The following is an 11,448-nucleotide window of genomic DNA, read 5'->3' as shown; positions in this document are numbered from 1 at the left end:
ACCTTGTGCGCGCCGAACGCGGCTTCCATCGCCGCGCGGTCGCGGATGTCGGCCTCGACGAATTCGAAAGCCTTCCCCGTGATGCGAGTCACCCGTTCCTGCACGGAACGGTTGGCGTTGGACAGGTTGTCGACCACCACCACCTCGTGGCCTGCGTTCTGCAGTTCAACCACGGTGTGCGAACCGATATAACCCATGCCGCCGGTAACCAGAATCTTCATTGATATGTGCTTTCGTAAAAGTTATGCCTGTCGCCATGCCGGTCATGTTGCCGGCTGGCGCCTCGATTTATTCGTGCGGCAGCTTCTGTGGCTGCCGTAATCCCTGTTTGGTTTATGCCTTGCGGCGGCCGCTTACCGCCTCTTTGACGAAGAGTCGGAGAAAGGCCATGTCCTCGATGAAGTAGCGGCGGAACATGCGCCGTGGCTCCTGCAGGAAACGGTAGAACCATTCCAGCCCCGACTTCTGCATCCACACCGGCGCACGCTTGACGTGGCCGATCGCCACGTCGAAGGTGCCGCCCACGCCCATCGCGAACGGAATCTTCATCTCGGCCTGGTAGCGGCCGAGGAACTGCTCTTTTTTCGGCGAACTGATCGCCACGAACAGCAAATCCGGGCGCGCCTCGCGGATCTGTTCCACGACTTGCGCCTCTTCCGCCTCGCCCTTCCAGTAGCCGTTGCGGTAGCCGGCCAGCACCAGCTTCGGATACTTGCGCTTGTAGGTGGTGGCCACCTTGCCGACCACTTCTTCCTTCGCACCCAGCAGGAACACGCGCCAGCCCTTCTCTCCCGCGCGGCGCATCAGCGCCTCGAACAGGTCGACGCCGGCGACTCTTTCCTTGAGCGGCTTGCCGAGCAGGCGCGACGCCCATACGACCGGCATGCCGTCCACATTGATGAGCGCGCAATCGTTGATGATCTGCCTGAGCTCGGGATCGCGGCTGGCCTTGACCAGCTTGTCCACATTCACCACCACATGCTGATGGGGCCGTCCTGTATGGATGAAACCCTCGATGGTCTGCAGTGTTTCCTCCATCGACAGGTTGTCGATGGAGCACCCCATCAGTGTGATGCGTTCGCTCATATGATCATCCTTTTGTGCTCATTCGAGTTTCTGTTGCGATTCCTTGGCCAGCTCAGTTGCCAATACAGCGACGATGCGTTCCGCCGCACGGCCGTCCCACAGGTGCGGCCGGCGGCCCTGCTTGCCTTCGCCGCGCAGGATCTTGCGCGCTTCCAGCATGATCACGGCCGGATCGGTGCCGACCAGCACGTTCGAGCCCTCGTCGACGGTGACGGGGCGCTCGGTGTTCTCGCGGATGGTCACGCAGGGCACGCCCAGCGCGGTGGTTTCTTCCTGCAGGCCGCCGCTGTCGGTCAGGATGACGGCGGCGTCCTTCCACAGGTTGAGGAAAGCCATGTAGGCCTGCGGACCGGCCAGCGTGATGTTGGGGCCCAGGTCGATGCCGAACTTGTCGATGTTGGCGCGGGTACGCGGGTGCACCGGGAAGATCAGCGGCAGCTCGTTCGAGATTTCCTTCAGGGCGCCGGCGATGCGGGTGAAGGTTTCCTTGTCGTCGACGTTGCTGGGGCGGTGCATGGTGATCACGCCGTAGCGCTCGCCCGCGTCCTTGCGCGCCTGCTTGTAGGCGCTGGTTTCGAATGCCGAGGTGTCGGCATGGGCCAGCTTGTCGGCCTGGTACAGCACGTTGTCGACCATCACATGGCCGACGTAATGCACGGCGGAATCCGGCTTGCCTTCGCGGCGCAGGTGTTCCAGCGCGGCCGGTTCGGTGACGAAGAACCAGTCCGAGATGCTGTCGGTGACCAGGCGGTTGATTTCTTCCGGCATCGTCATGTCGCCCGAGCGCAGGCCGGCCTCGACGTGGGCCACCGGGATGTTCAGTTTCTTGGCGACGATCGAGCAGGCCAGCGTGGAATTCACGTCGCCCACCACCAGCACGGCGGCCGGGCGTTCGTTCTGGCACAGCTCCTCGAAGCCGACCATGATCTTGGCGGTCTGCTGGGCATGGCTGCCGCCGCCGGCGGCCATGAAGACATCGGGCTGCGGAATGCCGAGTTCCTCGAAGAAGACGTCGTTCATCTCGCGGTCGTAGTGCTGGCCGGTATGGATGATCTTGTACGACAGGGTTTTCGGCGATTGAGCCTGCAGCGCGCGGACGATCGGAGCGATCTTCATGAAGTTGGGTCGTGCGCCTGCAACCAGATAAATGAGCATGAAACAAGTTCCCTAGTAATTAGTATTGAAACAATTATTACAACGGTGGGTTATTAAAAAAACGTTATTGTAAACCTGCACTCGACCGGGACGGCGGACGATACGGTGCTGATCTTCAGCACGTCGCAAGGCTCCTTCGATTCGTAGCAGCGCGAATACCAGCCCAGCGGCGGATTTTCGTTGGCGCGCACCAGTTCCAGCTTGAGGTCGGCGCCATGGGCGTGCATCTGCAGGGCGAAGCGTTTACCGCGCACGTGCAAGCCAGAACTATCCAGGCGGACACTCAGTCCCGGCGCGAAATGCCAGAACAGCTCGACCTGGTGATGCTTCCTGGCGGCGAACTCGTCGCGCACGACCAGGCTGGAGGTCGCGGCGTCGAAACGCACGCTGCGCATGTGGCGCACCGGGTCCGCCAGGCGCTCGTAGCCGTCGTGCGAGCCGCGGAAATCGAATTCATGGGGCGACTGCGGCATCCTTTCGATGGCCGCCCTGGCCTTCTTCAGCCACATGAAGCGACCGCCCGACACCGACTGGTCGAGACCGTCGATGCGCACGGTGTTGTGGGCCGAGGTGCCGCGGAAGTAGTCTCGCCACTTGTGCTCCTGCCAGTAGGAATAGGTGCCGGGGTCGACCAGGCATTCCTCGCCGCCGACCGACAGGTTCAGCGCCAGCGCGTCGGCGTGGCCGTGGGCGGCGATCCCGAGGTAGCCGAGCGGCCCGCAGTCGACCATGCCCTTGATCTCGTTGGCTTCGCCGAAGTGGGAGCCGAACAGCAGGTAGCCGCCGTCCGGGAAGGCCCAGCCGGTCTCGGATTCGTGCGGATCGGTTTCCGGGCGCTTGCCCGGCAGGGTGTGCAGCAGCCAGCGCACGCCCGGATGCTCGCTCGCATACGCGCTGTCGTGGCGCCGCAGCACGGCGTCGCCCAGGGCCAGCAGCTGGGCCGCGCGGTCGCTGCCCGGGGCGTCCAGGCGGAACACGATGCCGTCGTCGGCGTCGCCCACCATCGGCACGTTGCCGCCGACGTCGCGCAGCGACCGTAAGAATCGTAATGCGCGCTGCAGGCTGGCCCAGTAGGCGCGCGAAAAAGGCTGACTGCGGGGATGGCCGCAGGCCTGGCCGACCAGGCCGGCGACGAACAGGAATTCGGACGAGAAGATGTGGTAGGCGAAGGCCTGCTCGCGGTTCACGCCGTCGCGCGAGAACTGGGCCTGGGCCTCGTGTTCGAGTTCGCGCCTGGCCTGCTCGAGCCAGGCCCCGGACGACTTCCAGCAGGGCCAGATCGAGGCGCCCACATACAGGCCGGCGAGTTCGCCGATCAGGTGGTTGTTGGCCGAGGAATGGCGCGACAGGTGGCGCGCGATCGCGCTGCAGTGGGCGTGGATGGAATCGAGCCAGTCGGCGCGCAGGCGCTCGCCGTCCTCGCCGGCGAACAGGCCGCTGCCCTCGCCGCCGATCAATTGCCAGACCAGGCTCCAGTTGATCAGGCGGATGCCCAGTTCCAGCGAGCTGGTCCAGTTGGGGCCGACCAGCGGCGGACACTGGTCGAGCCAGCTGCGCAGCTGGTGGTGCAGGGCGTGCAGCCAGGCCACGTCGTTGGTCGCGGCCCAGGCCTGGCCCAGGCGCACGAGGTGCAGGTGGCGGTTCAGTTCCCAGACATGCTTGATGTCGCCGACCTGGTCGCGGTTGGTGATGGCGATGTCGCCGGCGTAGATGGCCGGTCCGGTCACGCCGCTTTCGGGATCGCGGTTCCACAGCGGCGGCATGCCGACGTCGAAGCGGCGTTCGGCGAACAGGACCACGTGGCCGGCGCAAATGCTGTCGGCGTCGGCCAGCAGGGCTTCGCGCTCGGCCGCGCTCAAGGCGGGCGCGCCATGGATGGCGAAGGTGCGGGCGCGCGGCAGCGGCGGCGCGGCGCGCTGCCTGAGCCGTTTCGCCACCCCTTTCGCCGCCGCCTGCTGGATCCGGTAGCCGACCTCGGCCACCGACATGCAGCGCAAACGGTTCACCAGCCAGACCATGCCTGTCGCTTCGCTCATCATTGTGTCCCCGCCAAGTCACGGTAGATCGCGGACAATTGCCCGCACACTACCTCGGTTGAGTAATGCTGCTCGATGGTTGCGCGCGCCCGCTCCGCCAGCCGTGCACGCAGGGCGTCGTCGCCCAATACCCGCTGCAGCGCCCCGGCCAGCGCCGCCTCGTCGCGCGGCGGCACCAGCAGGCCGTTGTCGCCGTCGACGAGGGTTTCCGGAATCCCGCCCACGCTGCTGGCGACCACCGCCCGGCCGGCCGCCATCGCTTCCAGCATCGACATCGGCAATCCCTCGGCATGCGAAGGCAGGCAGAATACGGCGGCGCGCGCCAGCTGCCCGTCGCGTTCGCGCGGGCCGAGCCAGCCGGGCAGTTCGATGCGCTCCAGGATGCCGAGCTCGGACGCGCGGCGGCGCAATGCTTCCGCATCGCCCTCGCCGCCGAACACCAGGCGCAGGTCCGGGAAGCGCGTCGCCAGCCGGGCGCCGGCGCCGAGCAGTTCGAACACGCCCTTGGCTTCCTCGATGCGGCCGAGGAAGAGGACGCGCTGCGCTTCGCCGCGAATGCCGGAGGGCGCCGGCAGCGGCACCGAATTCGGCACCACCGCCACCCTGGCCTTCGGCGCAAACGCGCGCACGAAGTCGGCCCAGCCGGCCGACAGCGTGATCACGACGGAACTGGCTTCCAGCGTGTGGCGGATCCAGCGCCGCATCAGGGCGCCGGCCTCGACGGTGGCGAACTGGCGGAAGCCGCCGCCATGCAGATGAAAAATCGTCTTGCAGCCCGCCAGGCGGGCGATCAGCAACACGATGGACTTGCGCACGAAGCTGGCGCGCGAGGCAGCGTGCACATGCACCACGGCCGGATGCTGGCTCACACAGGCCAGCACGGTCTGCCAGAAACCGGACAGCGCGCCCTTCGCCTTCTCGGCTTTCGAACCCTCGCGGTGGGTGGCGACGTAGCGCACCCGCTCGCGCTCGAACAAGCCATGCTGGCGCAGCACGGATACCACCGCCGCCACCCCGCCCCTGCCTTCCAGGGCGGTACCGACCATCAGGATGCGCGGCGCGGGCGGTTTCACGCGTACGTCTCCCCGGCTATTCCCTGCATGGTCGGTGGCTGTTTCAACAAAATACACGCTCTTATTAAACGGGCAATATTTCGATCATACATCATGAATTTCCCGTGGTGCGCACGGTTCGTCTTCCTCATCGACAATAACGAACTCGAACTTGCCCCGCGGTCCGCGCGGAATCGCCTCGATCCGCGCGACGCTCACCTCGACACCGGGCACGCGCAGCAGGAATTTGTCGACCATCGCGCGCGCGTCCGCCTCGCTCCAGGCCTCGGTGGCCACCACCCGCAACAGGAAGCGGCCGTGGCCGCGATACACCACCTGGCCTTCGACCAGGTGGCGGTCGTGGCCCTGGAAGATGCGGTCCAGGCGGCCGATCATGCGGCCGTCCGGCAGGGTGAGGACTTTTTCCTGGCGTCCAAGGATGGTCTTGACGGTCGGGAACACGCGGCCGCAGGCGCAGGCTTCGCCGCCCGGGATCACGGTGTCGCCGGTGCGGTAGCGGACCAGCGGCATCGCCAGGTTGTTCAGGCCGGTGCCGACCAGCTCGCATGCCTCCGGCTGGTCGGTGTCGAGCAGGGCCACGCTGCCGTAGTCGGTCAGCACGTGGTAGCTGCCGTGCTCGCAGGTGCCGATCGCGGCCACCCGTTCGGACTGGCCGTACCAGTCGAACACGCGCACGCCGAAAGCCTGTTCGACCGCCGCCCTCACCTCCGGCTCCATGGTTTCCGACGAGGTCATCACGCCCTTCAGCGCCCTGCCTTCGTAGCGTCGTCCGCGCGCGTTCAGCCAGGCCGCCAGCGCCGCGATCGAGGATGGATAGGCATGGATCACGACCGGATCGACCCCTTCGAGGGCGGCGACGTAGGCGCCGATCGTGTCATTCGACAGGTGGTAGGAGGACATCATCAGCATGTTGCCGACCCAGTCGCGGCACCAGTAGCGGCCGTCCTTCGGCTGGTCGGCGCAGACGATGTCGCCGCGGATCCAGGCGCGCGGCTGGCCGGGGCGCCAGCCGATCCAGCGCAGCTGGCGGTAGACGAAGCCCTCCTCGCGCACCATATTGCCGAGCGACTGGACGATGGTCAGCGGCGTACCGGAGGTGCCGCTGGTCTTGATGGTGGTGCGGATCAGGGAGCCGAAGCGGCGCGGGCGCAGCAGGCGTTCGGGATGCTGGCGCAGCTCCTGCTTGGTCAGCAGCTGGGTGCCGGGCGCCAGGCGCGGCAGGCTGAAAGGATCGCCGTCGAGCGGCACGCCGACCCTGGCGGCACGCCTGGCCACATAGCGGGCCAGGGTCTCGCGCGAGCGCTCGTTCCTTGCGAGTGCCGGGTAGACCAGCAGACGCCCCCAGATGTTGCGGACCAGTTCACGCCCGAGAGAACGCAGGGAGAACTTGAGCGAATGGGTCCACATCGTGCAGGGCTACTCCATCAGGATCTTTTTATAAGTTCTTGCAACATTTCGGCCGAGAATATCATAGGTACGATGGGCTTTTACGTACGCTGGGCCACGCATGGCAAACTGCCGGGCTTGCTCAGGATTGTTCAATAACTCGCGGACGGCGGCCGCGAAAGCCTGCGCTTCCATCGGCACGCACAGGCCCGCGCCGCTCTGCGCCAGGACCAGCTGCTGGTCGGGAATGTCGGTGGCGACGGTGGGAATGCCGAGCGCCATGTATTCGATCACCTTGGTCGGCGACATGGTGTCGCCCAGCACCCCGCGCGGCATCGGCGCCAGGCCGACCTCGGCCCGCACCGCATAGCCGAGCGCCGTCCGTTGGGGCAGCCAGCCGGTCAGCAGCACGTGTTGTTCGAGCCCGCGCGCGGCGATCTCGCGCCGCATCCACGCCATCTCGTCGTTCGAGGGCGCATCGCCGGCGATCACCAGCAGGACCTCGGGACATTCGCGCCGCAGTTGTTCGGTGACGTCCAGCAGGAAATCGGACCTGCGCGACTGCGCGATGCGGCCCAGGTAGAGCACCACCCGGCGGCCGTCCAGGCGCGGATCGGCGACGGGCTCGACCGTCGCGCGGTCGAACAGGGCGGCGTCCACGCCCATCGGCACCGCCGTCATGCGCTCGCGTGGAAAACCCTTGCCGGCCAGCCAGTCGGCCATCGCATCGCTCTGCACGAAGATGTGGCGCGCGCCCGGCAGCACCAGGCGGTAGATGACATGCCAGGACGCCCAGGCGCGCAGCGCATGCGCCGCCCATTTGAGGCGGCCGACGGGGCCGCGCTGGTGGCGCGCGATGTCGTCGCGGCGCACCGCATAGCCTTCGACGATGGGGAAGGACATCCAGTAGACGAAGGGCACGCGCAACAGCGCGGCCGCCACGCGACCCAGCACGCCGCTGGCGATCTTGTCGCGCACCTGCAGGCAGTCCGGGCGCCGACCCTGCGTCAGGCCGCGCAAGCCGCCGAGGGCGCGCCACAGGCCCAGGAGGTCCCACAGCGGCGAGCAGACACTGGCGAGCGGCGAGTGAAGACGCCCCACCACGTGCATGCCGCCGGCCGGCCATCCGGGCGCGCCGGCTTCCTGCCCGCCCTGCCCCACCAGCTCGGTATGCACGCCGTAGCGCGGCATCTCGATACCGAACAGGGTCAGCACATCGGCACGGGTCGGAGGGAGCGGATCGCGAAGGATGCAGGCAATCGATAACTGGGTCGGCATGAATTTATTCTAACGCAGCCGTACCGACGCACGATTGCGCGGTATTCAGCCTGCCCGCAGCGCTTCGAGGCGTTGCAGGAGCGCGGCACTGGTCCGGCTGTCGATCTTGCGGCAGAAATGGGCGTTCGAGGCGGCGATGCGCTCGAAGTCGTGCTCGTCGAGGATCTTTGGATTGCGCGCGCCGCGCTGCGGCCACTGGACGTAGCGGAAATTTTCCGACAGCACGCGTTCCCTGAAACGCGAATTCATCACCAGGGTCTGGAAGAACAGCTCGTCGGCGCAGGACACGCTGCGGAAGAAACGCAGGAGGCCGGGCTCGCGGCGGATCCGCGCCAGCACGTCGCGCACGCAGTCGCGCGACAGCGCCCACCATGACGAGCCGCCATGGGGCTGCAGGCCGTTCGGCATGCGCCGCGTGAGGCCGCAGGCGCGCATCGCGCGGTTCGCCAGCGAGCAGGCCAGGCGCAGCGCCGGCCCCGCGTCCGGGCGGTAGAAATACTGGTAGCGGTAGGCGGCCGCCCACTGTCCCGGTCCGCGGCCGATCGGCGCGGTGTCCAGCAGCTCGTGCCCGCGCAATGCCGCCAGCGCCGACTTCAGTGCGGCGTTCGACAGCAGCGGGAAGTCCTGGGCGCTAAGGAACAGCAGCTTGTCGAACTCGGGCACCTCGGCCACGATCTGCGCCAGCGAATTGAGGGTGGCCTCGACCTGGCTGAAGCAACCCCAGTGCACGGCGACGCGCTGGCCGACCAGGCGCGCGCCTGGGTGGACTTCGGCGGGTTGGATGGCACCCTTGGCGTCGAGGTGGACGTAGATCAGGAAGTCCTCGTCGCGCAGGCGTTCGACCAGCGCGTTCAGCTGGGCGGGATCCTTGTGGGCGGCGATGAGGAAGACCTGCTTCATGATGAGCTACCGGCGAAAAAAAAATCCTTCGCGGCGCCTTGCCTGCGAAGGATTCCGGCCCGCGCGCCGAGTGTAGCACGGCGCTTCGGGAACTCGACGGACGCTTGGATCAGTTGAGATTCACGGTCTGGGTACCGATGGTGAAGGTACGGGTGCTGCCGGAGGCGCCGATCTTGACGGTCGGACGCTTGCAGCCGACGTCCATCAGGACCAGGAATTCGCCGACCGACTTGCCGTCGTTCTTCAGGTAGAAGGCGCCGTGCGCTTCGGTCACGCCGGCCTTCGCCGCCGGGCCGGTCCAGGTCGCGAACGGGGCGTTGCCGTTCAGGTCGCGCAGGCAGACCGACTGGCCGCCCGCCGTGATCTTCACGCTCGACGGGCTCTCCACCGTGAACGCCACCGGGGCGTGGAGGTTGAACTCGTAGGTGTGCGGAACCACGGCCGACAGCTTGTCGCGCACCAGCATCGCATCCTGGGCCTTGAAGTACCAGATCTGGCGCTTGGCCATCGTCAGCTGGCCGCCGTAGGCCGGGGTCGCATCGCCTTCGGCGTAGTCGTAGTTCGGATTCACCGCCCACGCGGTGATCTTGCCGTTACGCTGCAGCTGCTCGCGGTAGCCGTCGACCAGCTGGCCCTTGCCGCCGTCGAAGGTGATCGCGTTCTGCGACCTGGTCTGGTGGTACCAGTCGCTCCACTGCGGCGAGCCGTACCAGTCGTACCAGCCCGACTTGATCAGCAGCGGCTGGCCGGCCACCGACAGCAGCAGGCCGTTCTGGTCGCCGTGGCTGTGGTTGAAGGAACCGTATGGGCTCGACTTGAAGTAGAACGAGCTGCGGTTGGTGTTGCCGATATCGCTGTGGATCGCGACCCAGCCGATGCTCGGGTAATACGACTCGTTCGACGGCGCCGCGAACACGGTGTTGCCGGCGATCGGCATCGGGTACGGCGCTTCCAGCACCTGCATGCCGTCTTCGATGCCGCCCAGTTTGGATTGGTACCAGTTGGCGCGCGGGTTGACCAGGCGCTGGGCGAAGGCGTGGAACACGCGCGGATCCGGCTTGGTCTCGGAACCGTCGCCGAAGGCGTGGACCTTCGAGCCCGGCGGCGTCAGCATCATGGCGAAGTCGAGGAAGCCGAGGGTCCAGGGCTTGGCGTACATGTTGACGCCGGTGGCCTGGTTGATCGAATCCCACAGCGCGACCATGTAGCCGGCCGCGTATTCGGCGTAGGCGGTGCCGTTGGCGTAGCCGCCTTCCGGACCGGACCACGGCGACGGCGTGTTCACGTAGGCGCGGAAGGTGAAGTCGAACCACTTCTGCGCATCCGGGATGTCGCCCAGCGACAGGCTCGAGATCAGCGACATGAAGATCATCAGGGTGTTGCCGTGCGAGTCGAACGGGAACTGGTCCAGGCGGCCGTTGTCGCCGGCCAGGTTGCTGAACATCTCGTTGGTGCGCACGCGCACGACGTCCAGCCAGCGGTTGCGGCGGGTGGCGTCGAGGTCACCCGGCAGCAGGTCGATGGCCTTGATCAGCGACAGCGCGATCTGGCGGGTGGCCTGGTCCTGGTTGGCGTAGCTGGTCGGGCCGGTCGGGGTCAGGGAGGCGAGCTGGTCGCCGCGCTTGATCGCCTCGTTCAGGTAGATCGGGTCCTTGCGGATGCGCCACAGCAGGGCCGCGGCTTCCATCTGACGGGTGGCTTCGTTGATCCTGTTGCGCACGTCGACCTGCTGGGCGGCCATCTGCGCCGTCAGCGGGGCGCCGATGGTGATCGGCCACGTTGCATCGCTCAGGTTGGGCAGCGCACCCATCTGCAGCTTGACTTCGTTGGTGAGGCGGCTCAGGTAAGGATCGAGCTCGGCCTTCTTGGCGGTATTCCAGGTCGAGTAAGGCGTGGTGGTCGCCGGCAGCGAGCGCGGGCGAGCCTTGGCCAGGATGCGGGCGCGCAGGGTGGCGTTGTCGGGTACTTCGAACACGGCCGATTTGCTGGTGATCGCGAAGGAACGCGGGGCCGACCAGTCGGACGAATTCGCCGGGCGCACGCGCCAGGTGTAGTTGCCGAGCGCCATGGCCTTGGTCGGCAGATACCAGTTACGGTCGACAGTGGCCGTCACCGGTGCGCCGCCGGCCGGCGTGATCTCGATCACGTAGCTGGCCGGACCGGAGGCATAGCGCGCCCAGGCGAAGCCGGGCGGGTTCTGGGCCTGCACCTGTCCGTTGGCCGGGGCCGGTTGGACGACGAGGGGATCGGTGGATTGCGCCCAGTCGGCACGCGCGCTGAACGAGCAGAACAGCGACATCAGGGCGACCGCGAGGACGATTCCTTTCCGATGAAATTTCATGTGGGAGCTCCGAGAATATTAACTAAGACTTACAAGGGATGGCTCGTCGGCATGGCGCCAGACGTATTCGGCGACGCGCGCTTTTTGTGAGTGAAAAACGCTGTCCGGTTCCAAATAATAGTACCGCACATCAATTGATCTGCGGCAAAATTCCCTTAGAAATCAAAGATTTTTCTCGCCCATCGCGAAAATC

The 11,448-nt window shown here is 66.4% G+C and carries 9 protein-coding genes; all 9 read right to left on the bottom strand.

What is annotated here, in order from left to right:
* Positions 1–221, bottom strand: a 221-nt coding sequence (locus AC1DOP_RS25760) for an SDR family NAD(P)-dependent oxidoreductase (protein ID WP_442122331.1), incomplete at its 3' end; no start/stop codon positions are given.
* Positions 222–333: 112 nt separating this feature from the next.
* The gene (locus tag AC1DOP_RS25755) at positions 334–1,086 is read right to left on the bottom strand and encodes a WecB/TagA/CpsF family glycosyltransferase (protein ID WP_477254105.1); all 753 of its coding nucleotides are present in this window, start codon (positions 1,084–1,086) and stop codon (positions 334–336) included.
* Between the two features lie 18 nt (positions 1,087–1,104).
* Positions 1,105–2,241: a non-hydrolyzing UDP-N-acetylglucosamine 2-epimerase gene (wecB, locus tag AC1DOP_RS25750; RefSeq protein WP_442124347.1), complete on the bottom strand. Its 1,137-nt coding sequence runs from the start codon at positions 2,239–2,241 to the stop codon at positions 1,105–1,107.
* Between the two features lie 53 nt (positions 2,242–2,294).
* The gene (locus AC1DOP_RS25745; protein WP_442124346.1) at positions 2,295–4,277 is read right to left on the bottom strand and encodes a heparinase II/III family protein; all 1,983 of its coding nucleotides are present in this window, start codon (positions 4,275–4,277) and stop codon (positions 2,295–2,297) included.
* Positions 4,277–5,350, bottom strand: coding sequence for a glycosyltransferase family 4 protein (locus AC1DOP_RS25740; RefSeq protein WP_477254102.1), 1,074 nt, complete (start codon positions 5,348–5,350; stop codon positions 4,277–4,279). Before AC1DOP_RS25740 ends, AC1DOP_RS25745 begins: the two co-directional genes overlap by 1 nt.
* Before the next feature lie 84 nt (positions 5,351–5,434).
* Positions 5,435–6,757, bottom strand: a complete 1,323-nt coding sequence (locus tag AC1DOP_RS25735) for a phenylacetate--CoA ligase family protein (RefSeq protein ID WP_477254100.1) — start codon at positions 6,755–6,757, stop codon at positions 5,435–5,437.
* A gap of 9 nt (positions 6,758–6,766) precedes the next feature.
* Entirely contained in the window at positions 6,767–8,014 is a 1,248-nt protein-coding gene (locus tag AC1DOP_RS25730) for a glycosyltransferase (RefSeq protein WP_477254098.1), read from the bottom strand.
* 45 nt (positions 8,015–8,059) lie between these two features.
* Entirely contained in the window at positions 8,060–8,914 is an 855-nt protein-coding gene (locus AC1DOP_RS25725) for a beta-1,6-N-acetylglucosaminyltransferase (RefSeq protein WP_442124342.1), read from the bottom strand.
* A 109-nt stretch (positions 8,915–9,023) separates the two neighbouring features.
* Positions 9,024–11,255 carry a DUF4962 domain-containing protein gene (locus AC1DOP_RS25720; protein WP_477254096.1) on the bottom strand — a complete coding sequence of 744 codons (2,232 nt, stop codon included), beginning with the start codon at positions 11,253–11,255 and terminating at the stop codon, positions 9,024–9,026.
* Positions 11,256–11,448: the final 193 nt, after the last annotated feature.

Source organism: Massilia sp. 01N410, assembly GCF_056399665.1.
The sequence above is the reverse complement of the archived record's forward strand: the minus strand, read 5'-3'. Positions and strand labels throughout refer to the sequence as shown.

What these genes read in the sequence shown, in the direction of transcription:
- AC1DOP_RS25755 (WP_477254105.1), bottom strand. Translation starts at nt 1,086, where the DNA reads ATGAGCGAACGCATCACACTGATGGGGTGCTCCATCGACAACCTGTCG.
- wecB (WP_442124347.1), bottom strand. Translation starts at nt 2,241, where the DNA reads ATGCTCATTTATCTGGTTGCAGGCGCACGACCCAACTTCATGAAGATC.
- AC1DOP_RS25745 (WP_442124346.1), bottom strand. Translation starts at nt 4,277, where the DNA reads ATGAGCGAAGCGACAGGCATGGTCTGGCTGGTGAACCGTTTGCGCTGC.
- AC1DOP_RS25735 (WP_477254100.1), bottom strand. Translation starts at nt 6,757, where the DNA reads ATGTGGACCCATTCGCTCAAGTTCTCCCTGCGTTCTCTCGGGCGTGAA.
- AC1DOP_RS25730 (WP_477254098.1), bottom strand. Translation starts at nt 8,014, where the DNA reads ATGCCGACCCAGTTATCGATTGCCTGCATCCTTCGCGATCCGCTCCCT.
- AC1DOP_RS25725 (WP_442124342.1), bottom strand. Translation starts at nt 8,914, where the DNA reads ATGAAGCAGGTCTTCCTCATCGCCGCCCACAAGGATCCCGCCCAGCTG.
- AC1DOP_RS25720 (WP_477254096.1), bottom strand. Translation starts at nt 11,255, where the DNA reads ATGAAATTTCATCGGAAAGGAATCGTCCTCGCGGTCGCCCTGATGTCG.